Raw genomic sequence first — 25,486 nt, 5'->3', positions numbered from 1 at the left:
GGGTAAGCGATTGGTTCCGTTGTTTCGACAACGATCCCGCAAAATGCAGGATGCACGATGGCCATTCATGCAGTTTGCACGACGCCTGGAATTTTCATATTTTTTAACTCATTGATTTACAAGGAATTTATTATTTTCAAATGCTGGCACAATCGCTGCAACCTCCTCTGCATGCTTGCCATTCAAGTGCATACGGAGCTGAAAGACATGAGCCTGATCCAAGAAAAATTTACCTCCCTGTTCTCCAACTTCGACGTCACCACTGCGCCACGTCCCGATGGCGGGATCCTGCTGACCCTGCGCAGCAGCGACGGCAAAGTGTTTAAACGTGCACTGACTTACCAGCAACTGCATGCCGGTGACCAACTGTCGTGGGCGATCAGTGCCATTCGTCGTGACCTGGCGGAACAAGCCAGTGAGCTGCCGCAAATTGCCATGCTGCAGAGCCAGCAGCGTTTTGCCCTGCCGACCTATCATTCGCTGTAATTTTTAAAGCGCTTTAAACAAGACAGGCCGTGGAGCTTTCGCTTCACGGCCTGTTTTTTTGTGCGCGATCTTTACTGCGATCTCTAACTCTTTGTAGGAGCTGCGGAACGCTGCGATCTTTTGATCTTGTTTTTGAAGATCAGGATCAAAAGATCGCAGCGTTCCGCAGTTCCTACAGGGATTGTGTGGGTTAGAAAGCTTCGGGTTCTATGCCGGTGAAGGTGTCGACGGTGAAGTGGCTGCCCAGCTCGCCGCCTTCACGGGCGAGGCCGCAGGTTTGCAGGCCGGCTGCTTGCGCGGCGTCGAGCTCTTCGACGATATCCGAGAGGAACAGGATTTCTTCGGGTTCGACGCCAATGGCTTTCTGGATATTGGTGTACGACTGCGCCTCACGCTTAGGCCCGGACGTCGTGTCGAAATAACCACTGAACAGCGGCGTCAAATCCCCCGCCTCCGAGCAGCCGAAAATCAGCTTCTGCGCCTGAATCGAACCCGACGAATACACAAACAGTTGATAGCCCGCCGCATGCCAGCGTTGCAGTGCGTCAACCGCATCCGGGTAAACATGCCCCTTCAACTGCCCGGCGTGATAACCCTGGGCCCAGACCATGCCTTGCAAAGCCTTGAGCGGCGTGGCTTTGCGATCCTCCTCGATCCAGCTCAAGAGAATTTCAACAACCCGTTCAACATCGGCCTGCGGCGCATTGCTGTCACGGCGCACGGCGTCGAGTTGCTCGGCAACATCGGCGCGTTCGGCGTTCTGGCGCACGAATTCCGGCAAATGCTTGGCCGCGTACGGAAACAGCACGTCAAACACGAAACTCACTGCGCTGGTGGTGCCTTCGATGTCAGTGACAATGGCTTTGATCGACATCGAATCAGTCCTCCAGACGCGGGAAACGACCGGCGATGTCTTCGCCGGTGAAGTTGGCAACCCAGCCTTCAGGGTTGTTGAACAGGCGAATCGCCACGAAGTGCGGATGCTCGCCCATGTCGAACCAGTGTTTGGTGCCGGCCGGCACCGAGATCAGGTCATTCTTCTCACAGAGAACCGCGTAGACGTAATCGTCGATGTGCAGGGTAAACAACCCACGACCCGCGACGAAAAATCTGACTTCGTCTTCGCCATGGCGGTGTTCTTCGAGGAACTTGGCGCGCAGTTCGGCTTTTTGCGGGTGATCGCTGTTCAGGCTGATGACGTCGACGGTGATGTAACCGCGCTCGGTCATCAGTTTGTCGATCTGCTCTTTATAGGCGCTGATCACTTCTTCCTGGGTCGCGCCCGGCTGGATCTTCGCCGCCGCTTGCCAGCGGTCAAAGCGTACGCCCTGCTCGGCCAGGGTCGAGGCGATGTCTTCAAAGTGGGTCAGCACTTTGTTGGGAATATCGGGGCTGGAAACGTGATAGACGGACAGGCTGCTCATTGGGGCAATTCCTCGGTATCGGCCTTGCCGTCCGGTTCTTGCAGACCGGTCGGGCACAGCATTTCATCAGGCAAATGGACTACTTCTGGTGAAGTCAGCCTTGGCGGTTCATGACGCTGCGGGTTTTCAACTCGCATTCAAACAGAAATTCAAAGGCCTCGATCTGCCGCAGCGCGTCGCTCATCTGCGCGCCCCAGGTGTAGAGGCCGTGACCGCGAATCAGATAACCGACGCAATCAGGATGGGCGTCGAGCCAAGGCTGCACCTTGGCGGCGAGGCGCGCAATGTCCTGATCGTTGTCGAAAATCGGCACGCGCACTCGCGATTCGTGGGTCGAGATGCCGCTGAAGGCTTTTTGCAGTTCGTAATCTTCGAACTCGATAAATTCGTCCGGCGTCAGGCGCGACAACACCGTGGCGTTCACCGAATGGGTGTGCAGCACCGCGCCGATCTCTGGTCGCCAGCTGTAGAGTTGGGTGTGCAGCAAGGTTTCGGCAGAGGGCTTTTTGCCCGGTTCCAGGCTGTTGCCCGACAGATCGGTGGCGAGCACATCGTCCAGACCCAACTGGCCTTTGTGCTTGCCCGACACTGTCAGCAGCGCTTCGCTCGGCGACAGGCGCGTCGAGTAGTTGCTGCTGGTGGCCGGCGACCAGCCGCGACCATAGAGAAAGCGCCCGGCATCGACGATTTGCTGGGCGAGTTGTTCACGCGTAAGGCTCATGGCCTGTCCTCTTGCATACGTGTGGCAATGATAACGGCAGCAGCGAGCGCCGCGAGACTGGCAATACTAAAGGTCAATGTCGCGCCGAGGGCATTCCAGCTGTAACCGGAATACAACGCGCCGAGCGCACCGCCGGTACCGGCCAGTGCTGCGTACAACGCCTGGCCCTGCCCTTGCTGGCGCGCGCCGAAGCTACGTTGCACGAAGGCGATGGCAGCGGCGTGAAAACTGCCGAAGGTCGCTGCGTGCAGCACCTGCGCGAATAACAGCACCCACAGAAACTCGGCGAACGAACCTAGCAGCAACCAGCGCAGCGCCGCCAGCAGAAAACTCGCCATCAATACGCGGCGCAGGGAAAACCGCGCGAGAATCCGGCTCATCGCCATGAACATCAGCACTTCGGCGACGACACCCACGGCCCAGAGCATGCCGATGGTGCCGCGTGTGTAGCCGAGGCGCTCAAGGTGCAAGGTCAGAAAGGTGTAATACGGGCCGTGGCTCATCTGCATCAGCGCGACACAAGCGTAAAACGCCAGCACGCCGGGATTGCGCAGCTGTTTGAGAAACCCCTCGCCGTGCGGCCGATTGCCTTGCGGTGGTTGCGCGTTCGGCACCCACAGACTGCTGAGGACGATGCCGGCCATGATCAGCACCAGCGCCGCCGGGTAGATATCGAGGCTCAGCCATTCGAACAGCCGGCCCAACGCAACCACGGTGATGATGAAACCGATCGAGCCCCACAGGCGGATCTGACTGTAACGCGAGGTCTGGCCCTGCAAATGCGCCAGCGTGATGACTTCGAACTGCGGCAGCACCGCGTGCCAGAAGAATGCGTGTAGCGCCATGACCATCGCCAGCCAGGCGTAGGTCTTGCTGACAAAAATCAACGAGAACGTCAGCAGCGTACACACTGCGCCAAAGCGCACGATGGCCAGGCGTCTACCGGTGTAATCACCGAGCCAGCCCCAGATGTTCGGCGCCACGCAGCGCATCAGCATCGGGATGGCAACCAGTTCACCGATTCGCGCCGGACTGAAGCCGAGGTGATCGAAATACAGCGCCAGAAACGGCGCCGTCGAACCGAGCAAGGCGAAATAGAACAGATAGAAACTGGACAGCCGCCAGTAAGGGAGCGCCGCCACGGTTATGCCGCGACGGCTTCAAGGCCTGCCATCAAAGCTGACCCAGCACCGGCGTGCTCACGCGCACATCGGCGTTCTGCCCACGATGACGCAGCAAGTGGTCCATCAGCACGATCGCCATCATCGCTTCGGCGATCGGCGTGGCGCGGATGCCGACGCACGGATCGTGACGGCCCTTGGTGATCACGTCGACCGGATTGCCGTGGATGTCGATCGAACGGCCCGGAGTGGTGATACTCGATGTTGGCTTCAGCGCCAAATGGGCAACAATCGGCTGACCGGACGAGATACCGCCGAGGATGCCGCCCGCATTGTTGCTGAGGAAGCCTTCCGGGGTCATTTCATCGCGGTGTTCGGTACCGCGCTGGGCGACCGAGGCGAAACCGGCGCCGATTTCCACGCCTTTGACCGCGTTGATGCTCATCAGCGCATGGGCCAGTTCGGCGTCGAGACGGTCGAAAATCGGCTCGCCCAGGCCCGGCATCACCCCTTCGGCAACCACGGTGATCTTCGCCCCGACCGAGTCTTGGTCGCGGCGCAACTGGTCCATGTAGGCTTCCAGTTCCGGAACCTTGTCCGGATCCGGGCTGAAGAACGCGTTCTCCTCCACCGAGTCCCAGGTCTTGAACGGGATTTCGATCGGGCCGAGCTGGCTCATGTAGCCACGAATGACGATGCCCTGAGTTGCCAGATATTTCTTGGCGATCGCACCGGCGGCCACGCGCATCGCGGTTTCGCGCGCCGAACTGCGGCCACCGCCACGGTAGTCGCGCTCACCGTATTTGTGGTGGTAGGTGTAGTCAGCGTGGGCCGGGCGAAACAGATCCTTGATCGCCGAGTAGTCCTTGGACTTCTGGTCGGTGTTGCGGATCAGCAGGCCGATCGAGCAACCGGTGGTGCGCCCTTCGAACACGCCAGAGAGGATTTCGACTTCGTCGGCTTCCTGGCGCTGGGTGGTGTGGCGGCTGGTGCCCGGCTTGCGGCGATCGAGGTCGCGCTGCAGGTCTTCGAGGGAGATCTCCAGGCCCGGCGGGCAGCCGTCGACAATGGCGACCAACGCCGGACCATGGCTTTCGCCAGCGGTGGTGACAGTGAACAACTTGCCGTAGGTATTGCCGGACATGCAGGACGCTCCGTGAAATCAAACCCAAATTCGTGATGCGCGCCAGTATACGCAGGCTAACCGAGTAGTTCATCCTCGAACCTTAGTGGTGCTGGCGAGTCCAACCGGCACCTTGGCGAATGATGGCGTGATGATGCTGCGAGTTTTGATCTTGAGTCTTACCCTCTTTACGGGCTTTGCCCAAGCGACGGTCCTACAACGCCCGGTAACTTTGGATACCGGCACCGGTGAGCTTTTCGGTTCGCTGTTGCTGCCAAAATCCGACAGTCCGGTGCCGGTTGTCCTGATCATTTCTGGCTCGGGTCCTACGGATCGCGACGGAAACAACCCCGACGGCGGGCGCAACGACAGCCTCAAGCGCCTGGCGTGGGTGCTGGCCAAACACAACATCGCCAGCGTGCGTTACGACAAGCGCGGTGTTGCGGCGAGCCTGGCGGCGACCCCGGATGAGCGCAATTTGTCGGTGGAGGCCTATGCAGCAGATGCGGTGGCGTGGGGGCAAAAGCTCAAGGCCGATCCACGTTTCGGCAAGCTGATCCTGCTGGGCCACAGTGAGGGCGCGCTGATAGCCAGCCTCGCCGCGCCGAAAGTCGATGCGGCGGCGGTGATTTCCCTGTCCGGCAGCGCCCGACCGGTCGATCAGGTGATCCGCGAGCAATTGGCCCGCAGTCTGCCGCCACCGCTGATGCTGCGCAGTAACGAACTGCTCGACAGCCTCAAGGCCGGTCACACCGACGACAATGTGCCGCAGCCGTTGCAGGTGATTTTCCGCCCGAGCGTGCAGCCGTATCTGATTTCACTGTTCCGTCAGGATCCGGCGAAAGCCTTCGCGCAATTGAAAATGCCGGCACTGATTGTTCAGGGTAGCAATGACATGCAGGTCGGCGTTGGCGATGCGCAGGCGCTGAAAGCCGCTAAACCCGACGCCGAACTGGTGGTCATCGAAGGCATGAACCACGTCATGCGCATCGTGCACAACGACATGAAGCGGCAATTGGCCTCGTACAAGGACCCGAATTTGCCGCTGGCCGCAGAACTGGGCAGCAAAATCATCGAGTTTATTGACGGACTTCGCACCCGTTAACCGTTGTTTGCCCTCTAGTCCTGACAGAAACGGCCGATAAGCCTTTGTCGCCAGCGCAACCGCTGGCGACAAGCAGGGCTTGGACAGGATCTCGCCGTTATGACTGATACCCAGACTTCACCCGACACCACCGCTGAAAAAGACGCACCGCCAGCGGCCGAGCTGCCGTGGGCGGATGTCCATGTCGAGCACCACAAGATGCTCCGCCTGGCCCCGTTGCAAACCGACCGCAACACCGGCGGGCGGCCGTTGCGCTTCGTCGAATTCGGTTACGCCGAGCGCAACAGCAAAGAAAAAAGCCTGATGCGCATGGCAATCAAGCTGCCGAGTCAACGCGTTCGCAAAGAGCAGAATCATCTCGATGTGTGGGTCGATCACACCACCAAGCGCGTCAGCTTTGGCCCGGACAGCGGCTTGCAAATCGAACCGTTGAACCGTGGCATCGGCCGTTTCATGGCCGCACAAGGCATCAACTGGGCGAAAAAACGCTGGCCCGCCTACACCGTCGATGGCATGGACTTGAACAACAAGGACGCGCTGAATGAAGACACGCGCCTGCGTCGCGATCATTTCCTGCGGGTGCATGGTTTTGATGTGGTGTACGCCGATGCCCAGCACTTGAAGGGCAGCGTCAAGGATGTGTTGGTAGGTGATCTGCTCGGTGACTGGAACAGCGAAAAGCTGCAGATCGTCGAGATTCTCGAGGCGGCGCAGATGCTTCAGCAGGCCGAGCAGAATCTGGCCGAGCAGGAAGTGAAGCTGAAGAAGCAGGAAGAGAAAGTCAGCAAGTTCAAGCGTGAAGACGCTGGTTTGCGTTTCACCATCACGTGTCTGGTGGCGTTTGCGGTGTTTCAGGCGGGGTTGCTGATCTGGATTGCCACGCACCGGTAGATCAAAAGATCGCAGCCTTCGGCAGCTCCTACACTGGAATGCGGTAATCCCTGTAGGAGCTGCCGAAGGCTGCGATCTTTTGCTTTTAACGGGTCAGACGCGGGAGGCGAACAGCGCCTGATGATCGCGGCACTGCTCCGCCGTCAACATGAACACGCCATGGCCACCACGCTCGAATTCGAGCCAGGCGAAATCGACTTCCGGGTACAGCGCGTCAACGTGCACCTGGCTGTTACCCACCTCGACAATCAACAAGCCCTTCTCGGTCAGGTGATCCGCCGCTTCGGCGAGCATGCGTCGAACCAGATTCAGACCATCATCGCCACAGGCCAGACCCAGCTCCGGTTCATGCTGATACTCATCCGGCATATCTGCGAAATCTTCTGCATCCACGTAAGGCGGATTCGACACGATCAAGTCGAAACGCTGCCCCGGCAAACCATCGAAACCATCGCCCTGCACGGTGTACACACGCTCATCGACGCCATGGCGCTCGATGTTCTGGTTGGCCACTTCCAACGCCTCGAAGGACAAATCGGCCAGCACCACTTCGGCGTTCTGGAACTCGTAGGCGCAGGCAATGCCGATGCAACCGGAACCGGTGCACAGGTCGAGAATCCGCGCCGGCTCGGTGCCGATCCACGGCGCAAAGTGATTTTCGATCAGTTCGCCAATCGGTGAACGCGGGATCAACACGCGCTCGTCAACAATGAACGACATACCGCAGAACCACGCCTCGCCCAACAGGTAAGCGGTCGGAATGCGTTCCTCGATACGACGCTTGAGCAGGCGTTGCAGATTGACCAACTCATCGTCTTCCAGCGCGCAATCGAGGTAGCTGTCGGCGATTTCCCATGGCAGGTGCAATGCACCGAGCACGAGTTGCCGGGCTTCGTCCCAGGCATTGTCGGTGCCATGGCCGAAAAACAGATCCTCCCCATGGAAGCGGCTGACGGCCCAACGGATGTGGTCGCGCAGGGTACGAAGTCGGGAAGTGATCACGGGGCAGAACTCCAGAAAAAACGACTGGCGATTCTACCAGCCAAAACGCCTGACGACGACGCAGGAAAAACATCGCGACGACGGTAGGAGTTTTCTGTTTTTTGCATCAGCTATTGAACAGAACGTGTAACTTGACAAGGCTGCAGGCCAATAACGACGGTGCCTACGATGGTAGCGATTCACAGAACCGCTCCGCCAGAGGACAATGTCGCAAAAGCCCCACCCCAAGGAGCCCCAGAATGTCCGTTCCAAAAACGATGTTTCAACTCAGCGGTCGCGGTTACGCAGCGGCCACACTGAGCCATGCCACCGTGGTCATCATCGATGCCCAGAAAGAATATCTCAGTGGCCCGCTGGCCCTGAGCGGCATGGACGCGGCCGTCGCGAACATCAAACAAGTGGTTGCCGCAGCCCGTGCAGCCGGTCGGCCGATCGTGCACGTGCGTCATCTCGGCACCGTCGGAGGCCTGTTCGACCCGCAGGGTGAACGCGGCGAATTCATCCCGGGCCTCGAGCCACAAGGTGATGAAACCATTATCGGCAAACTGCTGCCGAGCGCGTTCCATGGCACCGAGTTGCTGGACCGTCTGCAAAACCTTGGCTCGCTGGACTTGATCGTCTGCGGTTTCATGAGCCATTCCAGCGTCAGCACCACCGTGCGTGCAGCAAAAAACCTGGGGTTCCGCTGCACCCTGGTGGAAGACGCCTGCGCGACCCGCGACTTGCCGTTCAAGGGCCGCGTGCTCAGCGCCGCCGTGGTGCAGGAAGCTGAAATGGCGATCATGGCGGACAACTTTGCCACCCTCGCGTTGACTCAAGACCTGATCTGATCTGCTTTGATGAGCGGCTCAGCACGCCGCTCATCCGCAAATTCCTCTCATTTGCCGCAAATGCCATAGCCTCAGGAACAACCCGGTCAACTCCCGGTCGAAGGGCCGATACCCATTGAGGAAGGTCGGAATGAAGTTATCCGATGGATTTGACGCACGCCGCTTGCGGCCCAAAGGCCAAAGCAACTGGCGTTTTCGATTTGGCGCGGCGATCGCGGCCATTCTGGCCACGTTCGGCGTGCTGCTGGCGATGGCCGGAGCGGCCAGCCTGCTCGGGCGCCCACCGGCACTCGGTGACTTGAACGCTACGCCGATGGGCTCGGCGATCATTCTGGCAGTCGGTTTGCTGTTTCTGTATTTCGGTGTCGCCCTGTGGCGTCGCTGCCGCCGTCGCGCACGGCAATCGCGGGAACTGAACATGTCCCCGCACCTGATGAAAAAACACGACTGACTCACCGGCCTGGCTTTTTGCCGGGCCGTTTTGTTTCGACTTGGGTAAACTGGCCGCCCTTCGCGGAGGCTGACATGCAAGACGACGATTTTTCCCTGTTCAAAAGTGCGATCCAAGGCGTCAAGCCGATCAAGCACGATCGCGCCGACACCGGTAAACCCAAGGCTGACCGCGCTCAGATCGCCAAGCTGCGCCAGTCCGCCACCGTGCGCACCGATACCGCGACCGTCGATGGGTTGTCCGATCAGTTTGTGATTGATGTCGGCCCGGAAGACGAGTTGATGTGGTCTCGTGACGGCGTGCAGGAAAGTCAGATGCGCAAGCTCAAGGTCGGGCAGATCCCGTTCGAAGGCAGTCTCGACCTGCACGGCATGAGCGTGGAAAAGGCACGCGAGACCTTGTGGGCTTTTCTTGCCGAAGCGGCCAAGTTCGAAATTCGCTGCGTGCGCGTTACCCACGGCAAGGCTGTACGCCTGGACGGCAAGCGACCAATGATCAAAAGCCACGTCAACACCTGGTTGCGCCAGCATGCCCAAGTGCTGGGTTTCTGCTCGTGCCAAGCCAGACACGGCGGTGCCGGCGCGGTTTATGTGATGCTCAAACGCACCATGATGGAAGGCCGCGACGAATAATCCCGTTACACCGAACTTGCAGGGTTGTGTCCGCCACCGTACCCTTGCCCTTTGCGAAAATCCCCACAGGTAGTTTCATGTCCCTGGAACAGAATTACACCGCGATTCTCGGCCAATTGGGCGAGGACGTGTCCCGCGAGGGCCTGCTCGACACGCCAAAGCGTGCCGCCAAAGCCATGCAGTACCTCTGCCGCGGTTATGAACAGACGCTCGAAGAGGTCACCAACGGTGCCCTGTTCAGCTCCGACAACAGCGAAATGGTGCTGGTCAAGGACATCGAGTTGTACTCGTTGTGCGAACACCACCTGCTGCCGTTCATCGGCAAGGCACACGTCGCCTACATCCCGAGCGGCAAAGTGCTGGGCCTGTCGAAGGTCGCGCGGATCGTCGACATGTACGCCCGTCGCCTGCAGATCCAGGAAAACCTCAGCCGTCAGATCGCCGATGCTGTGCAACAAGTCACCGGCGCGTTGGGTGTGGCCGTGGTGATCGAGGCCAAGCACATGTGCATGATGATGCGCGGTGTCGAGAAGCAGAATTCGTCGATGATCACTTCGGTGATGCTCGGTGAGTTCCGTGAAAACGCCGCGACCCGCAGCGAATTCCTCAGCCTCATCAAGTAATTTGCGCCACGAAGAAAACCGGCACTCATCGCCGGTTTTTTTTCGTCCGTGAAAAATCGGGTAAGCTGCGCGCCTTCTCAATTTGCACCGTGAGGCTTTAAACGTGTTCGTCAAAGCGCTTCGTGTCGGCCTCGGCCAACTGGTTATCTTCATCGACTTCATCACCCGCCCGGGCAAGAAACAGCGTCCTGCCGAAACTCAGGCCCAGGTCAACGCCGCCGCGAAAGGCCTGACCCTGTATCAGTTCCATGCTTGCCCGTTCTGCGTGAAAACCCGCCGCACGCTGCGTCGCCTGAATGTGCCGGTGGCGTTGAAGGATGCGAAAAACAATGAGCAGGATCGTCAGACGCTGCTGGATCAGGGCGGCCGGATCAAGGTGCCTTGCCTGCGGATTGAAGAGAATGGCCAGACCACCTGGATGTATGAATCCAAGGTGATTATTGATTATCTGGACAAGCGCTTTGCTGCTGTCTGAGATTATGTGGTGATGCTGATGGCCTCATCGCTGGCAAGCCAGCTCCCACAGGTTTTGTGAACGCCACAGATCACTGTGGGAGCTGGCTTGCCAGCGATTAGGCCCTCTCAGCCACCGCAAATCCCAGTCAAAAATAAACCGGCCCTTGAGCCGGTTTATTTGTTTTCAGGCCGCTTTCTCTAGCTGCGCCCGACGTACCACCGCCGCCAGACGCTTCAAACCTTCATCCAGCCTCGCCGGATCGATGTGGCTGAAATTCAAGCGCAAATGCCCATGATGGTTATCCGGCTCCGGAAAGAACGGCTCCCCCGGCATGAACGCCACGTCATTGGCCAACGCCTCATTGAGCAACGTTCGCGTGTCCAGCGGTTGCTTCAGTTTCAGCCAGAAAAACAGCCCGCCCTGCGGCATGTTCCAATGCGCCAGATCAGAAAAGTGCATTTCCAGCGCTGCTTGGAAAGCATCGCGCCGCTGCCGATAGAAGCAACGCAATTCGCTCAAGTGCTGCTGATATTTCTCAGTGCCGATCCATTGCAGCGCCTGCCACTGACCGATGCGGTTGGTGTGCAGATCCGCCGATTGCTTGAGCTTGAGCAGATGCGGGAACAGATCGGGACTGGCAATCAGGTAGCCAACACGCAAACCAGGCAGCAGGGTTTTCGACACGGTGCCGGTGTAAATCCAACTCGCCTTCTTCAGGCGCCCGGCAATCGGTTTGGCGCTACCGCCATCGAAAGTCAGTTCACGATAGGGTTCATCTTCGATCAGGGTGACGCCGAATTCATCGAGCAATGCGGCGACGGCAGCACGCTTGGCCTCGCTATAGCGCACGGCGGACGGGTTCTGGAACGTCGGAATCAAGTAGATGAACGCCGGACGATGCTGCTCCAGACGCTCGCGCAGTTGCGCCAGGTTCGGCCCATCAGACTCTTGCGGCACGGTCAGGCAATCGGCGCCGAACAGTTGGAAGATTTGCAACGCGGCCAGATAGGTCGGCGCTTCGAGCAGAATTTCCGTGCCTTTGTCGATGTACAGCTTGGCCGCCAGATCGAGGGTCTGCTGGGAGCCGCTGACCACCAGCACCTGACTGGCCTCGCACTCCAGGCCCAGCGCCCGCGCCTCCGCCGCCAACGCTTCGCGCAACGCCGGCTCGCCTTCGCTCATGCCGTATTGGCCGAGCGCCAGCGGCATGTCCGCCCACTCGACCTTCGGCAGCATGGCTTCGGCCGGCAAGCCACCGGCGAACGACATCACCTCAGGACGCTGGGCAGCGGCGAGGATTTCACGAATCAAAGAACTTTTAAGGCGCGAGACACGTTCGGAAAAAGCCATGGCGGTCACCGGTAGCAAGGGATGCAAAAAATAAGTCAAACTGGTTGACTGAAATTACGACAGCCTGAGCGAGTACGTCAACATGCTTGACCTTAAAAACCCTGCAAGCCAACAACAGGCCATGGAAGCGTTTTTCTTCGGCTACCAGGCGTTCACCGCCAAAGCTGATGAAATGCTGGAACGCCGTGGCTTGTCGCGGGTGCATCAGCGCATTGTGTTTTTCATCGCGCGCTATCCGAATTTGAGCGTGAAAGAGCTGCTGGCCTTGCTCGGTGTGAGCAAGCAAGCGCTGAACATGCCGCTGCGGCAGTTGCAGGAAATGCATCTGGTGGACAGCGTCGCCTCGGAGGCTGATAAGCGTAAGCGCCTGCTGGAGTTGACAGCGGAAGGCGCGAAGTTCGAGCAGGCGTTGCGCCGTGAGCAGGTGAAGTTGCTGGAGCGGGTATTTGCCGAGGCCGGGGAAGCGGCGGTGAATGGATGGTTGGCGGTGAATCTGGCATTGGGGAAAACTCAGACGGCTCTCGATTGAATGGGAATACCTCTTCGCGAGCAGGCTCGTTCCCACAGGGGGACGCATACCAATGGGGGAGCGAGCTTGCTCGCGAAGGGGCCGGCACAGGCGATATATCCCTATTGACGGAACTTTCGTAAACAAAACCAAAAACAATATTTGCTTTATTTGTACACAAAAGCATAATCCACAGCGTGCGAGTTCCTGACCGCATGGTCAACAAATTCGCGTAAGCCTCAAAGGGCCGCTGCCACCCCTCATGGGTCCGGCCCTGGAAATAACAATAAAACTCTTGAGGAGTACTCGCTGTGGAAAGCCGCAAATCCGAAGCATCGACGCTGGACCTCTCGCCGCCATTACGCAGTGGCTTGCTGGAACGTCTGTTTAAACTCAGCTTGCATGGCACCACGGTGAAGACCGAGCTGATTGCCGGTCTGACAACCTTCATCACCATGGCTTACATCATCTTCGTCAACCCGAACATCATGGCCGATGCCGGGATCGATCACGGTGCAGCCTTCGTCGCCACCTGTATCGCCGCGGCATTGGGCTGCCTGTTGATGGGCCTGTACGCCAACTGGCCGGTGGGCCTGGCACCGGGCATGGGCCTCAACGCCTTCTTCACCTACACCGTGGTCGGCACCATGGGCTACAACTGGGAAACCGCGCTGGGTGCGGTATTTGTCTCCGGTGTGTTGTTCATGATCCTGACCTTCTCGCGGATTCGTGAGTGGCTGCTCAACAGCATTCCGGTCAGTCTGCGCTTTGCAATGGGTGCCGGTGTTGGTCTGTTCCTCGGTCTGATCGGTCTGAAAACCGCCGGGATCGTCGTCGACAGTCCAGCGACCCTGATCAAACTCGGCTCCCTGCGCGAACCCGGCCCACTGCTTGCGGCCATCTGCTTCCTGATGATTGCGATCCTCAGCTACCACCGCGTGTTCGGTGCGATCCTCATCAGCATCATCACCGTGACCCTGGCCGGCTGGGGCCTGGGCATCGTTCACTATGAAGGCATCATGTCGACCCCGCCGAGCCTGGCGCCGACCTTCATGGCGATGAACGTGGCCGGCGTGTTCAACGTCAGCATGATCAGCGTCGTACTGGCTTTCCTCTTTGTGCACATGTTCGACACCGCCGGCACGTTGATGGGCGTTGCCCAGCGCGCCAATCTGGTGAACGCCGACGGCCGTATCGAAAACCTCTCCCGCGCGATGAAAGCCGACAGTGCTTCCAGCGTCTTCGGCGCCGTGGTCGGTGTCCCGCCCGTCACAAGTTACGTAGAAAGTGCCGCCGGTGTGGCCGCTGGTGGTCGGACTGGTCTTACCGCAGTTACCGTAGGTGTGCTATTTATAGCAGCGATGTTTTTCGCACCGCTGGCCGGCATGATTCCCGCTTACGCCACCGCCGGTGCACTGATCTATGTAGCGATGCTGATGATGGGCGGCATGGCCCACATCGAATGGGATGAAGCCACTGACGCCATTCCGGCCATCGTCACTGCGATCATGATGCCACTGACCTTCTCGGTCGCCGATGGCATCGCGCTGGGCTTCATCACCTACGTGGCGTTGAAGGCCGGTACCGGCAAGTACAAGGAAATTTCCGTGAGCCTGTGGGTGCTCTGCGCGATCTTCATCGCCAAGTTCATCTTCTTGTAAGCGTCACGCGGTTCAAGCTTCAACACAGCCTCACCCTGACCGGTGGGGCTTTTGCACATTCTTGAGTACAACAAAAAAAGGAGGAAAGTGATGAGTCTGGAAACCTGGCTGCTGTTCAGCGGCGCTGCGCTGGTGGTGATCCTGATTCCGGGGCCACTGTCGTTGTTGATGATCAGCAACAGTCTGAACTATGGGTTGCGCCGCTCGTATCCGGCATTTCTCGGCGGCGTCAGCGCTTCAATCTGCCTGCTCAGCGCCTCGGCCCTGGGACTTGGTGCATTGTTGCTCGCGTCGGAAAAACTCTTCAGCGCCCTGAAGATCGTTGGTGCTCTGTACCTGTTCTACCTCGCCTGGCAGAGCTGGCAGCAATCGCGTCAGCCCTCGGTCGGCGCCGAAGTACCACAAGCAGCGCCGGTGCCACGTTTCCGCACGCTGTTCGGCCGCGCTTTTGTGCTGGGCGCAAGCAACCCGAAAGACATCCTGTTCTTCGCCGCATTCCTGCCGCAGTTCCTCAACGCCGAACAACCGTTCCTTGCGCAGTTGCTGGTGATGATCGCAACCTGGACAGTGCTCGATCTACTCTGCAAGCTGGCCTACGGACTGGGTGCCCATGGCGCTGCCCGTTATCTGCGCAGTGGTAAAGGCCAGAGCTGGTTCAACCGGATCAGTGCCGGTTTGTTTGGCGGTGCCGGCGCGGCGTCCTTGCTTAGTAGCCACTGAAACGCTGGCGGGCTCATCCTCACTGAATCAGCCCGCCGTGTTACACGCAGCCTGGAGAATCGCTCTCCTCCAGTTACGTCAAACGTATTGCCTCGTTTGCCTTCGCTTCAAGACATATGTACCGCACGCGGCCACTGACTTTTCCGCCCCCCTGACTGCCGAGTTCACTCGGCGCCACGTTGCACATCCGGCTTTCATGGATGCCGATTCAACAAGTCTGTTTAAAAATCCCGCTGGCGTCAGGTCGCTGTCGCCACTTGTGTACCCTGCCTGCGAAACAAAAAGTTACTGCGTCAACCCGACGACAAGGTCGTATCACGATGGCGACTTGATTTTTTAGTGTGTTCTGGATGGAATAACAAGTAACTCTCATTTGAAACAAGACGATTCATAGTTATTCAAACCGCTGACTTCCTTTCACTTATTTAATTGCAACACATCAGTTCTTTACTCGCACTACATGAAGTTATATCTCTATCTGCAACGTTGCCCTGCATGCTGCAGACTATATTGAACAAGGATGTTTCAATGTTAAAACCCATACCGGTTAAAAGCCACTATGCCCAGTTTGACACCTTCGAAGTGTTGGACATCGGCGTGCAAACCAATGAACGCACCGCCGAGACAATCGACTTCGAAGCGACGGGCGCCGATGATGCGGGAAAGACGCCTGCCTCGACTGGCCAACGAAAGCCCGGTCAGCTCAAGATGCTCGACGAGCTGTTCGGACCGTTCAAAATAGGTTCATACACAGTGACACGCCGAGCGCTGGATGCTATGGGAGCGACCATCGATGGCCAGCCGCTAACCGGTCATAACACCCAGTTCCGCCGGCCAAGTCGATCGTTCGTCAACGCCCTGCAACTCAGTTATGCCGCCATCGAACAGCGCATGAAAGTCTCCACCTTCGGTGATGACTATTTGCTGCCTTCCTTTTTGTTCGAACTCGCCAGTCTGCGTCCTTCCACTGCCCTTCCGGTCATCAGCGAAGACATCGGGACAAGTGTCGAGGATGGCGGATACGCGAAAAAAATGGCTCGCCTGTTGAAATCGGCGCAGACCCTCGATTTGCACTTGGTCTATTCAAGCAAGCGCAGCAATCCGGACTGGCTCATCATCAAGAACCATTCCATGATCGGCGCCAGTGTCGGCATTCAGGCTTTTGGCATATTCATGGGAATTCGCGGCATTTACGATGCCGTGAAGAATAATGATCAGGATGAAATCATTTTCAATGGCATCGGGATCGGCACCGAGGTGGCCTCGATTATCACCGACGTAGCTGTGACCAAAGTCGGCCAGCGCATGATCGAGGCAGGCAGTGGCGCCTTGAGCGACTTCACCAAAACCCGTGCCGGGATCCGCCTGGGCCGTTCCGGCGGACTCATTGGCGGTGCACTGACATTACCGTTCGATATCTACAGCGCCGTCAGAGAATTCAACGCCGCCAGCAATAAAACCGGCAAAGAGGCCATGGATCATTACGTCAGCGGCGGTTTGAACATTGCCAGTGCCGCTATGACCGTCATTCTCGGCAGCGCCGCCATGGCCGGTTTTTCCTTCGCCGGCCCGGTCGGCCTCGCGGCGGGTGCGCTGATGGCGATAGGATCGCAGGTCTACGGTGCCGTACGCATGGTGGATGAAATCGATGACTACATCGAACTCACCGTTGAAGAGCGCTGGCGCACCGGATGGTTTTCCTTTCTGCCATTGAAGGACATAGACCAGGACATCAAAAATCGTTACGAACTGGCCAAAGCCAAAATCGAAACCGCCAAACGAATGCAAGCGAGCGCCAGCCAGATACTCAACGAGACGCAGAAGGACACCATCGAAGCCGTCGTGCATGGCCGTTATGAAGACCGCCTGACGAAAAGACGCAAGCGCGTAAAACACTGGTGGGGAGTCGAAACCATGCCGATTGACTACGTCCCTGAAGTAGTCGGTCTTGACGATACCATTGACGCTCGCGACGGCGTAACGGCTCAAACCCCTGGTGCCGTGTTGGGAACGCCGGGGAAAACCAAAGGCATTTTGTGGCTGATCGGTAGTGGCAAAGACACCATCACCGGTGTCGCGGAAAAGCCTAATGCCTTTTATTACACGGAAGGCATAAAGGATCTCACGGGGGGCGACAAAGATGACAGGTTCACTGCCCAGGATGCGGCGGATGACCTGGCAAGATATATCGAAAGCAGTGAATTTTCCCGACTCGACGGCGGTGCCGGCAGCGACACTTTGATATTGGATGGCAACCAGTCGCATCCGATCACCGGCCGTGGCTACGCCATCGATCTGGCGGCGGGCACCTTGCGCATCTATACGCCGAACCCGGATGCGTCTGTAGTGGATGGCGAGACGTACTCGCTCAAGACACTACTCGAAAGCGTTGAAAACGTTCAGACGCTGCAAAACGGAAGAAGCATTGTCACGGGCACCGCAGCACCCAACGTGATTTCCTCAAGAGGCGCAGACACCATTAATGCTGGCGCCGGTAACGACTCGATTTATATGTACAAGGCAAACGCCACCGCATTCGGTGAATCGGGAGTGGATTTTTATCACGTGGAATTGGCGGAGGGTTCAGTTCTCATCTCGGAAGATGGTGTAGACGAAAGCAAGATATCGCTGGGCTGGCGAATGGACCAGATCGAGAAATGGGAGGTGGACAGATGCCGTCTTTCCATCGAAGTGAGCTTCGACTTTCATTACGGTCGCCGAAGCAAAATAGTCATCGATAACGTGTACAAAAAAACCGACGGCCGTCGGGTTTTGCACAATGACAAATTAATAATCATTACTCGCGATGGATATCACCTGAAACCGGATCTGCCCAAAACAATCGAACACGACCATCCCGTCAAGATACACACAGAAAAAACCAAAGGGGGACGCCCTGAACCAACGACCTTTGTCCACGCAACAGTGTGCAATGTACCCACCCGACAAAACACCCACTATTACGTTCAGCGCTACAACCTGCACACTCAATTCATAACCGGCAGCTCCGCCGATTCCAATTACGGCACGCGCATCTTTCTTGATTACGACTATGCCGAAATGACCAGTGCACATGTTGCTTTTGCCACCACCCCCGCCATTTTGATGAACGAAGCGGCGGACAAAGACAAGGTCAATGTCTCGTGTGATTTTCTGTTCTACTTCGGCAAGAGCCTGTTGCAGATCGCCGGCGTCGGCCAGTATTCAGAAACAACACTCGATGCTGCCCTGAAAAACCTCGCAGCCAGCGTCTCTACCCATGGCTATCAGCTGGTATTTCGCGATGGAAAATCCCATACGCTGATCCTGGAGAAAGAGTACGCCGTACCTCCGGCACACTATAAACACAGCGTTGTCGCCAATACACTGACCAGTCATGACTTGCGTTTCCCGCTGAGAACCCACGACAAAGCGGTTTTCGAATTACCCGTATCCCTCACGGAGAAACTGGATCACGTTTCTTCCTGCGTCAGGTTCTTGCCTTTAACCGAACAAACTGCAATCGAAAACTTTGCGGGTGCAGGTGCCACCTATACGATGCATTTGCGCGAAAACAGGGTGATACGGATTTCGACGCCGGGCGGCCTGGCAACTGCCAAAGTTCGGTTGAACAACTCATCCACCTGGCAAATCGATGCGACGCAAATCAAAGATTTCAAGATCGTATTGTCCGGCAATCAGCTGTACATCGGAACGGTCACTCTGCATCTACCGCAGTACGGTCCTGACGATCTGATTGATCAGATTTTTGTCATCGGACCAAAAGGCGTGATACATACCGTAGACCTGACTTTCGACCGGGTTTATATCGACAGCCTCGACGCCAGATATTTTGAACCGCCTACGATGGAAGATTTGCCCGAGGAATTTTCCGCGCTTGCTCAACGCGAACTGTACGTGCGCAACATTGCATTGAGCGACGGTACTCGAGGTAGGTTGAAGTACAATCTGGCGAACCGTAAATGGATTCTGGACAGTAACAAATCTCGGCAAATAACTTATTCGCAGCTGGAAATTTTCAATCGTTGCAACCATAAGTCAAAGCGGGTGCCGCCACTGTCACTGCCCGATAATTGACCACTGGCCAAACGACGTCAGCGCCTGAATAAACCGGCCCTCGGGCCGGTTTATTGTTTTCAGGCTGCGTTTTCCAGCAGCACCCGCCGCGCGCAATACACAGCAACAACCCGTTGATATACAGCGTTCAAAAATCGATCGTATTATCACGCCTCGCCTGACAAAAACCTGCCAGAACAAGGAAGTTCAGATGGCCACCACCGTACGCAAAGCGTCATTGGCAACAGCAAAAATTACTGACGCCGTCGTCATCACAGATATGCGCTTTGAAAGCGATGAGCACAATGCTTCGACCATTGATCGCAAACACAGCACTGATGAAATAACGAGCAAAAAAACCAAAAGCAAAGTAGATCAGTTGAAGCTCGCCGACTCAGTGTTCGGTCCGCTGTAACCATCAAGATCTCACCCTCTTCACGCCGCCGCCCTTGATGCATAGGCCTGCAACTTTGCACGCCGTACATCAGGCAAACCCGAAAACATGCGCGCGCACCGAAGTGTAAGTCATCGAACCTCTCCATCGTTTTCCCAACCTGGATTTTCCGGGATGCAGACGAGTGCACCTGAAAAATGCGGCGAGGCACTTCCGTGCGTTACGCATCATCCCTCAATGAGTAATTTCACATGGCGAAACCACCCAAGAAAGTTCCGGTGACAGCACCAGCCGATACAACGGTTACAACAAGACCTGCGCAGCCAGGCTCGGGCACCCGCGTCACCCCAACCTTGCCCGACACCCCATTGTCTGGCGTCGATTCAACCAGCGGGGCACACGCCACTGGCACCTCCACCCATCGACCGCCCGCCGTCATCGTCAACGAAATACCCGACACTTACAGGACCGCCCGCAGTGCAATTGCCTGGCCTCAGGACCGATTGCACGAACTGACGCCGATTGGAGAAAATACCGGCTTGTTCACCGGACCGGATCAGCGGACCTACGCACAAATCGGCAGCGAAGGCCGGTTCGTCGTCGAACGGGATTTGCAGGGCAATTATTACGTTCCTCTGACCTTTGCGCCCGGTGTTCCCGGGCCAGTACTGACCAGGACAGAAGGCCAGTCCAGTTGGCTTATCCAGCGCCCTGGCTGGCAATCGACAGTGTCTCGGACCGAAACACCTGTCACCCCGCCCCCCCTCTCCTACCTTGCGCCCGAAGACGCAAATACGCTGACCCGTGCAGAGCTTTCAGCGCATGCACTGCGTTACAACAAGCTCAACCATACCTTCGTCGATACGGCAGAAGGCACGGTCATGGTCCGTAAAAACCAACAAGGTGAGTATCAACTGGCCTCGCCGACGAGCAGGGAATCTCCCGATATTTTTTTTGAACAGATTCCCGGAACAGTACTCTGGCGCCGCAAGAGCCCGAACTCACCCACCAAAGAAAACCCTGTTGCCGGCACGTCTCGACCGATTGCCGAACCGGACGAAGCGCAACCAGGCCCAAGCAAACGACCACGGCTCGACGCACCTGTAGATCCAGTTCTGCCAATGCGCCTTGACGCGAGCGCCCCGACCGAGCAAACACCGCTTTTCTGGCTACCGTGGGGCCATCTGAACAAACCACCGCTGGTGGAGTCCGTGCAACTCGGCTGGTTTCATTATCCGATTGTGCCTGTCGGCTCCAACCGCACACCCAAAGTCTACTTTGTCCAACATCCAGACTTTACGCCTGCAGGCTTCGAGGCGTTCGACCAAATGCTCTATACAGCGCCCTTGTTGCAGCCCGTTGCAACGTTTCGCCTAGGTAACGATCCGGGAGAAATAAACCCCGGTAAACGTTTTTTTACTGAACCGATATCGCGGTCGGTTGCCAAGGCATTTCCCGACTTTTCTGATGCCACTGCACATGCCGTCGCCAAGAGATTGTTTGAACTCGCGGACAACTCACCTGTGATTACCGGCACCGGACTGATCAATATTCAGGCCGTCTTGCATCAGTGGAAGCAACGGCCGTTTCCCACGACACCAGCGTACGCCGACCCGCTAAACATGCTGAAGGTGGCACCCTCCATTGATCGCGACGGAAAAAAAATCATCCGGATGCCCTCCCAGGTCGACGGCGAGCTGCAACGGCTCAATTTCGATCCAACACGTTTTCCCGTCGAATGGAATCACTACAAAACCTATCCGACAGATCTGAACCTCAGGCGTCTGATTGGCGCCTTGCTGGTACGCAGCGGCTACGACGTCTTTCCTCTGACTTATGAGCATCGCATGCCCACTCTGGTTTTCCGGCGCAACTCCCATGACCAGATCTATTTCCTGAAACTGGGCGCAGTGGAACATGTCGGCTTTTCCCACACCCCAGGCAATGAGCTGGCAGACCCGAGCTTGCCGGCCAGGATTGGCACCGACGCGTTGCAAGCCCTGACAACCGCCACGGCACAGAACAAAGTGGTGTGGCTGATCGGTGGCGTATTGAGGGTGCAGTCGAATCCCGAAACCGTGTTCATTTTCAGAGAGCGGTAAAGGCCGATGCGAAACTCTCGTCGGCAGCGCGTCGATGAGAGTTTTTTACACATCCGACGGATTGCGCAACATCCTGCGGCAAATGCTGGCAGGACATTACATATGTACCGCACATCCGGATGATCTTTTCCCGACCATGGCTCCCCACCCCGATGCAAACGACTGGATAAACAATCCAAAGGAGTCATTCAATGGCCAAGCCACCGAAGAAAATTCCGCGTACGCTTTCGCCCGACGCGTCCGCAACCCCCGTCGAACTGTCAGGCAATCCTCTCGGAGCTACGGCCGGGGAAATCATTCATCCTGGCCCAGGCGGCGACAATGTGCCTGGCGCAGCCGGCGCGTCTTCAACTGCCTTACCGGCAGTAACGTCACCCCAAACGGTCACTATCCACCCCTTGGCGGACGTGACTTCCCCGCGCCCCACAATCACCGTCCACCACTTCCCTGAGAGCTCAGGTTCATCACGTGCCGCCGATTGGGTATCCCTGCACTTCAGCGAACGCCAGCAGGCAGCCGCCGCAAGCACCGCCACCAGCGCGAGTGTGCAACATCCGGTGTTCATCCATGCCGAATCGGCAAGCCAACTAAAACTTCAGGAAGGCACCGCAGAAGGTTTTCGCTACGACAAGTACAAGAAAGCGTATGTCGAAATGCACGACGGCATGGTCATGGTCGGCAAAACCGCGGATGGCTGGCGTCAGACACACGCCGGGGAAGCGTCTCCGACAGGTAAATGGGTTGAACAGATTCCGGGGACAAAACAGTGGCGTGAAATCGACGAGCCGCGACACCGCCTTCAAGCCGCAACCGACCCAGTGCCCACCGAAACGACCGACGCTCTACCCGGTCCGAGCAATCGCCCATACCCGGTCCAGGAAAGCGACGTCGCATCGACGACAGGCGTGCTGATCGAACGTCTGTCAGCCCAGCGGCCGGCTGCACTGGATCTGTCGGTAGCACAGTGGAAAAACTGGGGAAAAACCACCAAACCGGAAACAGGCGAGTCGATAGAAATAGAAAAATTGCACTATCCGCTGGTCAGGCAGGTTCTACGCGCCGACACCGATCTGGTTTATCTGCAACACCCGAGGTTTAAACCTCAAGGTTTCGACGAATTCGAAAACATGCTGCGCAATGACCCTTCGATACAGCCGAAATGGGCGCTGAAACGCAATGGCCAGTGGAAGGTTCTGGACAACCACGCGCCGTTCGAAATGTCGGCAACGCAATATGTATCCAGCGCCCTGAACTCTCTGTCCGAACGCTCGGCAAATAACCTCGCCAGAGCTGTATTTGAGCGTGTGTCCACGCCTCAAGGGATTGATGCCGGTGGACTTTCAGCATTGACGCTGACGCTCCGCCACTGGACCGACAGAGTCAACAACACCTCGCCCCACCCCAGTTTTTCAGACCCCTTGATGCTACTGCCCATTTTGCCCGCCCGGCACAATGACCAATACGCCGGAGGGCTGCTCGCTTTGCCGGCGCCTGTTTCGAGCCGTTTGCAGCGTCTGGACTTCGACGTCCAGCAACTGGATTCGATGCCGAGTGCTTCAAGCACACGCGACGTATTCGGAAGAATCCTTGGCCTCAGCGGTTACAGCATCAACCCGAACAGACACCCGCATCCAAGTGGCGAAGACGTGATGATTTTTCACCGAGAAGGCGTCGCTGCTGTTTTCGTATTGAAGTTGACCCCTGTTACGCAGACGCCTGTACCTCGTTACTCCGTTGTCGGCTCCGAAATTGCCAGCCCGCAGTTCCAGAGCAGACTCAGCGAAGCGGACAGACAGGCGCTGGCCGAACATCTCAAAAGTTACAAAGTGATTTATCTGGTGGGCGGCAAACAACAGATTTCCCCTGATAACTCGACCCTGTTCATTGTTAGAGAAGGGTGAATACACAACCCGGCATCTCCGCAACTTGTCCGCAGATTTTTGTGGACAAGCCTCAATAAAACCTCTTGTTCCATACACCGAGTTCAAATCAATGGTCAAACCACCGAAGCGCGTGGCCGGGGTCACTGCGCCCGATATTCGCCCAAATATGGCAAACACATCTCCCCGACTACCGGCAACCACAACACTCCCCGCAGCGCTGCCGGACGCCTCGGCGCAGCCCCCGTCAGTGCAGGTCAACGACATGCCTGCATCCTACTCAGCGCAAGTTGCCTCAGCACTGCAAGCAATCACCTGGCCTGCCGATCAAGCCCATCTGCTACAACGGCTGGATCACGACAGCGGTCTGTTCACCAGTCCGGATGGCAAGTTATATGCCCGTGTTGAGAATGAAGGCCATCTGCTGGTCGAGATGCAGCACGATGGCCGCTATCAGATTCCCTTCAATTTCTCCCCGCGTCTGCCTGGCCCCTTCTTGATCAGAACAGAACGCCAGCCCGTCTGGACGTTCGAACGGCCGGGTTGGCTGGCGCACAACTCGGAAAGTGACCGGCGAAATGCAGCCGCCGAGAGTCTTGCTGCGGAACAGCCAACCTACCTGGCACCCGATGCAGCGGCCCTGCTCTCCCCCTCCCGGCAGACGCCAGACGGAATCCGCTACGACAAGCACCGCAAAACCTACATCGATACGGCCGAAGGAACCGTCATGGTGCGAAAAAACGCCAACGGTGAGTATCAGCAAAGCTCTGCGACCGTGCGCGATGCCTCCGCATTATTGTTCGAACAGATTCCCGGGACGCGACTGTGGCGCCGCAAAACCGGTTCTGAACCGGAGCGTTCGCTACAGGAAAAACGCAAAGCCTCAACCGATACGCCGGAGCCCATGGCCGTCCCGGGCAAGCGTCTGCATCAGGAAGAAGGGACAGATGCCAGCCAAGCGCTGACCGATAGCTTGCTGTCCGCCAATCCCGAGGCGATCAACTTGAGTTTCGGGTTATGGCGAAACTGGGGACAGAGTGTCCGTCCACAGGTGGGCCATCATATCGAGATAGACGGGCAGTATTACCGGGTGATGCAACAGGACATGAGTGCCAACCCGCGACTGGTCTATCTGCAACATCCGTTGTTCTCACCCGTCTTGTACGACACCTTCGAATACATGCTGCGGGAAAACCCGTCGTTGCAGCCCAAGTGGGCGGTTAAACAGAACAACCAATGGACAGTGCTGGACAGTGTCGTGCCTTTTGAGATGCCGCTCACTCAATACATTTCCAGAACCTTCAAATACCTGTCGGATCAATCGGTCAACTCACTCGCCCGAGCCATGTTCAATCAGGCAAACCGATCTGAAATCATCATTGCCCCCGGTTTGGCGCTCATGAATCAAGTGTTTCGTTACTGGGCCAACAGGGATCAGCACACAGCGCCGCGTCGAGAACTGGCTGACCCGTTACTGATGTTACGGCCTCTTTACGGACCGGAAGAAAACCTGGCGATTCCCTCCTCACTGGGGGAAGGCTTGATGCGACTGGATTTTGACCCCGGACGCTTCTCCCGGCATTGGAACGAGTACGCCGCGACGCCAGACGGGCCCGGTTTGCGCAAGCTGTTCAGTCAGCTTCTGGAGGATGACGGGTACGTGCTGAACCACTCGACAAATACGCTTGCCGAGAACGAATTGCTCTTTTACCGGGAGAAAATCGACCACGTATTCGTGCTGAAACTGCCTCCTCTTATTAACGGGAGGTTGCAGCGATTTCAGCCTGAGCGCTTTGAACGCAGTGAGGCCGTGGTGCAAACATCCAGCAGCGAACCAAAGCCTCTGTCGGCTTACAGCAAAGATAAAAAGATCAGCTATCTGCTGGGTGGAACACAGACAGATGTTCTGGGGCAAACAACGCTGTTCATTTTCAAAGACCAGTGATTGA

Annotated in this window: 23 protein-coding genes; 16 read left to right on the top strand and 7 right to left on the bottom strand. The window is 57.2% G+C overall.

The window, feature by feature from the left end; all coding sequences use genetic code 11:
- Positions 1-207: 207 nt before the first annotated feature.
- The gene (locus tag ACZZ0A_RS05545) at positions 208-486 is read left to right on the top strand and encodes a DUF3509 domain-containing protein (RefSeq protein ID WP_008080936.1); all 279 of its coding nucleotides are present in this window, start codon (positions 208-210) and stop codon (positions 484-486) included.
- A gap of 190 nt (positions 487-676) precedes the next feature.
- Here the strand turns inward: ACZZ0A_RS05545 and mtnC are convergent, their stop codons facing one another.
- From mtnC to aroC, 5 genes are all read right to left on the bottom strand, one after another.
- Positions 677-1,360 carry an acireductone synthase gene (gene mtnC / locus ACZZ0A_RS05540; RefSeq protein WP_007914045.1) on the bottom strand — a complete coding sequence of 228 codons (684 nt, stop codon included), beginning with the start codon at positions 1,358-1,360 and terminating at the stop codon, positions 677-679.
- A gap of 4 nt (positions 1,361-1,364) precedes the next feature.
- Entirely contained in the window at positions 1,365-1,910 is a 546-nt protein-coding gene (locus tag ACZZ0A_RS05535) for a 1,2-dihydroxy-3-keto-5-methylthiopentene dioxygenase (RefSeq protein WP_007914042.1), read from the bottom strand.
- Positions 1,911-2,004: 94 nt separating this feature from the next.
- The gene (locus ACZZ0A_RS05530) at positions 2,005-2,631 is read right to left on the bottom strand and encodes a methylthioribulose 1-phosphate dehydratase (protein ID WP_007914040.1); all 627 of its coding nucleotides are present in this window, start codon (positions 2,629-2,631) and stop codon (positions 2,005-2,007) included.
- A complete protein-coding gene (locus ACZZ0A_RS05525) occupies positions 2,628-3,773 on the bottom strand; it encodes an MFS transporter (RefSeq protein WP_007914038.1) in 1,146 nt (381 codons plus the stop codon). Before ACZZ0A_RS05525 ends, ACZZ0A_RS05530 begins: the two co-directional genes overlap by 4 nt.
- Before the next feature lie 31 nt (positions 3,774-3,804).
- Positions 3,805-4,896: a chorismate synthase gene (aroC, locus tag ACZZ0A_RS05520; protein WP_007914036.1), complete on the bottom strand. Its 1,092-nt coding sequence runs from the start codon at positions 4,894-4,896 to the stop codon at positions 3,805-3,807.
- Positions 4,897-5,026: 130 nt separating this feature from the next.
- Here aroC and ACZZ0A_RS05515 point away from each other — a divergent pair, with 130 nt between their 5' ends.
- The gene (locus tag ACZZ0A_RS05515) at positions 5,027-5,980 is read left to right on the top strand and encodes an alpha/beta hydrolase (protein WP_042704995.1); all 954 of its coding nucleotides are present in this window, start codon (positions 5,027-5,029) and stop codon (positions 5,978-5,980) included.
- Between the two features lie 99 nt (positions 5,981-6,079).
- A complete protein-coding gene (locus ACZZ0A_RS05510) occupies positions 6,080-6,871 on the top strand; it encodes a hypothetical protein (protein WP_007914033.1) in 792 nt (263 codons plus the stop codon).
- A 93-nt stretch (positions 6,872-6,964) separates the two neighbouring features.
- On the opposite strand, the gene prmB is transcribed toward ACZZ0A_RS05510, so the two are convergent.
- Positions 6,965-7,873, bottom strand: a complete 909-nt coding sequence (prmB, locus tag ACZZ0A_RS05505) for a 50S ribosomal protein L3 N(5)-glutamine methyltransferase (RefSeq protein ID WP_007914027.1) — start codon at positions 7,871-7,873, stop codon at positions 6,965-6,967.
- 239 nt (positions 7,874-8,112) lie between these two features.
- Here prmB and ACZZ0A_RS05500 point away from each other — a divergent pair, with 239 nt between their 5' ends.
- The 5 genes from ACZZ0A_RS05500 to ACZZ0A_RS05480 all read left to right on the top strand — a co-directional run bounded on the left by ACZZ0A_RS05500 (position 8,113) and on the right by ACZZ0A_RS05480 (position 10,884).
- Positions 8,113-8,703 carry a cysteine hydrolase family protein gene (locus ACZZ0A_RS05500; RefSeq protein WP_007914026.1) on the top strand — a complete coding sequence of 197 codons (591 nt, stop codon included), beginning with the start codon at positions 8,113-8,115 and terminating at the stop codon, positions 8,701-8,703.
- Between the two features lie 130 nt (positions 8,704-8,833).
- Positions 8,834-9,154: a hypothetical protein gene (locus tag ACZZ0A_RS05495; protein WP_007914024.1), complete on the top strand. Its 321-nt coding sequence runs from the start codon at positions 8,834-8,836 to the stop codon at positions 9,152-9,154.
- Between the two features lie 74 nt (positions 9,155-9,228).
- Positions 9,229-9,786 carry a Smr/MutS family protein gene (locus tag ACZZ0A_RS05490; protein WP_463542620.1) on the top strand — a complete coding sequence of 186 codons (558 nt, stop codon included), beginning with the start codon at positions 9,229-9,231 and terminating at the stop codon, positions 9,784-9,786.
- Positions 9,787-9,863: 77 nt separating this feature from the next.
- Complete coding sequence (folE, locus tag ACZZ0A_RS05485; RefSeq protein WP_003204506.1) at positions 9,864-10,409, top strand: GTP cyclohydrolase I FolE; 546 nt, start codon at positions 9,864-9,866, stop codon at positions 10,407-10,409.
- A gap of 103 nt (positions 10,410-10,512) precedes the next feature.
- Positions 10,513-10,884 carry a glutathione S-transferase N-terminal domain-containing protein gene (locus ACZZ0A_RS05480; protein WP_007914020.1) on the top strand — a complete coding sequence of 124 codons (372 nt, stop codon included), beginning with the start codon at positions 10,513-10,515 and terminating at the stop codon, positions 10,882-10,884.
- 165 nt (positions 10,885-11,049) lie between these two features.
- Here the strand turns inward: ACZZ0A_RS05480 and ACZZ0A_RS05475 are convergent, their stop codons facing one another.
- Positions 11,050-12,216, bottom strand: a complete 1,167-nt coding sequence (locus ACZZ0A_RS05475; protein WP_463542619.1) for an aminotransferase-like domain-containing protein — start codon at positions 12,214-12,216, stop codon at positions 11,050-11,052.
- A gap of 82 nt (positions 12,217-12,298) precedes the next feature.
- Between ACZZ0A_RS05475 and ACZZ0A_RS05470 the strand changes: the two genes are divergently transcribed.
- The 8 genes from ACZZ0A_RS05470 (at position 12,299) to ACZZ0A_RS05435 (ending at position 25,482) form a co-directional block, all read left to right on the top strand.
- On the top strand, positions 12,299-12,745 hold the full coding sequence (locus ACZZ0A_RS05470; protein ID WP_007914011.1) for a MarR family winged helix-turn-helix transcriptional regulator: 447 nt from the start codon (positions 12,299-12,301) through the stop codon (positions 12,743-12,745).
- Positions 12,746-13,035: 290 nt separating this feature from the next.
- The gene (locus tag ACZZ0A_RS05465) at positions 13,036-14,385 is read left to right on the top strand and encodes an NCS2 family permease (RefSeq protein WP_007914003.1); all 1,350 of its coding nucleotides are present in this window, start codon (positions 13,036-13,038) and stop codon (positions 14,383-14,385) included.
- A 90-nt stretch (positions 14,386-14,475) separates the two neighbouring features.
- Positions 14,476-15,105: a LysE family translocator gene (locus ACZZ0A_RS05460; RefSeq protein ID WP_007914001.1), complete on the top strand. Its 630-nt coding sequence runs from the start codon at positions 14,476-14,478 to the stop codon at positions 15,103-15,105.
- Positions 15,106-15,633: 528 nt separating this feature from the next.
- Positions 15,634-19,182, top strand: coding sequence for a calcium-binding protein (locus ACZZ0A_RS05455; RefSeq protein WP_463542618.1), 3,549 nt, complete (start codon positions 15,634-15,636; stop codon positions 19,180-19,182).
- 190 nt (positions 19,183-19,372) lie between these two features.
- Positions 19,373-19,576 (top strand): hypothetical protein, encoded by a 204-nt coding sequence (locus tag ACZZ0A_RS05450; RefSeq protein WP_463542617.1) that lies wholly within the window; start codon positions 19,373-19,375, stop codon positions 19,574-19,576.
- 230 nt (positions 19,577-19,806) lie between these two features.
- Entirely contained in the window at positions 19,807-21,657 is a 1,851-nt protein-coding gene (locus ACZZ0A_RS05445; RefSeq protein WP_463542616.1) for a hypothetical protein, read from the top strand.
- A gap of 191 nt (positions 21,658-21,848) precedes the next feature.
- The gene (locus ACZZ0A_RS05440) at positions 21,849-23,558 is read left to right on the top strand and encodes a hypothetical protein (protein WP_463542615.1); all 1,710 of its coding nucleotides are present in this window, start codon (positions 21,849-21,851) and stop codon (positions 23,556-23,558) included.
- Between the two features lie 91 nt (positions 23,559-23,649).
- A complete protein-coding gene (locus ACZZ0A_RS05435; protein ID WP_463542614.1) occupies positions 23,650-25,482 on the top strand; it encodes a hypothetical protein in 1,833 nt (610 codons plus the stop codon).
- The last annotated feature ends 4 nt before the right edge of the window (positions 25,483-25,486 follow it).

It is taken from the genome of Pseudomonas sp. AC242, from assembly GCF_979258655.1.
The sequence above is the reverse complement of the archived record's forward strand: the minus strand, read 5'-3'. Positions and strand labels throughout refer to the sequence as shown.

Bases quoted from the DNA above. Each gene is read 5' to 3' on its own strand.
- ACZZ0A_RS05435 (WP_463542614.1), top strand. From the start codon at position 23,650: ATGGTCAAACCACCGAAGCGCGTGGCCGGGGTCACTGCGCCCGATATT.
- ACZZ0A_RS05545 (WP_008080936.1), top strand. From the start codon at position 208: ATGAGCCTGATCCAAGAAAAATTTACCTCCCTGTTCTCCAACTTCGAC.
- ACZZ0A_RS05445 (WP_463542616.1), top strand. From the start codon at position 19,807: ATGGCGAAACCACCCAAGAAAGTTCCGGTGACAGCACCAGCCGATACA.
- folE (WP_003204506.1), top strand. From the start codon at position 9,864: ATGTCCCTGGAACAGAATTACACCGCGATTCTCGGCCAATTGGGCGAG.
- aroC (WP_007914036.1), bottom strand. From the start codon at position 4,896: ATGTCCGGCAATACCTACGGCAAGTTGTTCACTGTCACCACCGCTGGC.
- ACZZ0A_RS05475 (WP_463542619.1), bottom strand. From the start codon at position 12,216: ATGGCTTTTTCCGAACGTGTCTCGCGCCTTAAAAGTTCTTTGATTCGT.
- ACZZ0A_RS05530 (WP_007914040.1), bottom strand. From the start codon at position 2,631: ATGAGCCTTACGCGTGAACAACTCGCCCAGCAAATCGTCGATGCCGGG.
- ACZZ0A_RS05440 (WP_463542615.1), top strand. From the start codon at position 21,849: ATGGCCAAGCCACCGAAGAAAATTCCGCGTACGCTTTCGCCCGACGCG.
- mtnC (WP_007914045.1), bottom strand. From the start codon at position 1,360: ATGTCGATCAAAGCCATTGTCACTGACATCGAAGGCACCACCAGCGCA.
- ACZZ0A_RS05460 (WP_007914001.1), top strand. From the start codon at position 14,476: ATGAGTCTGGAAACCTGGCTGCTGTTCAGCGGCGCTGCGCTGGTGGTG.
- ACZZ0A_RS05535 (WP_007914042.1), bottom strand. From the start codon at position 1,910: ATGAGCAGCCTGTCCGTCTATCACGTTTCCAGCCCCGATATTCCCAAC.
- ACZZ0A_RS05510 (WP_007914033.1), top strand. From the start codon at position 6,080: ATGACTGATACCCAGACTTCACCCGACACCACCGCTGAAAAAGACGCA.
- ACZZ0A_RS05455 (WP_463542618.1), top strand. From the start codon at position 15,634: ATGTTAAAACCCATACCGGTTAAAAGCCACTATGCCCAGTTTGACACC.
- ACZZ0A_RS05495 (WP_007914024.1), top strand. From the start codon at position 8,834: ATGAAGTTATCCGATGGATTTGACGCACGCCGCTTGCGGCCCAAAGGC.
- ACZZ0A_RS05490 (WP_463542620.1), top strand. From the start codon at position 9,229: ATGCAAGACGACGATTTTTCCCTGTTCAAAAGTGCGATCCAAGGCGTC.
- ACZZ0A_RS05515 (WP_042704995.1), top strand. From the start codon at position 5,027: ATGATGCTGCGAGTTTTGATCTTGAGTCTTACCCTCTTTACGGGCTTT.
- ACZZ0A_RS05470 (WP_007914011.1), top strand. From the start codon at position 12,299: ATGCTTGACCTTAAAAACCCTGCAAGCCAACAACAGGCCATGGAAGCG.
- ACZZ0A_RS05500 (WP_007914026.1), top strand. From the start codon at position 8,113: ATGTCCGTTCCAAAAACGATGTTTCAACTCAGCGGTCGCGGTTACGCA.
- ACZZ0A_RS05450 (WP_463542617.1), top strand. From the start codon at position 19,373: ATGGCCACCACCGTACGCAAAGCGTCATTGGCAACAGCAAAAATTACT.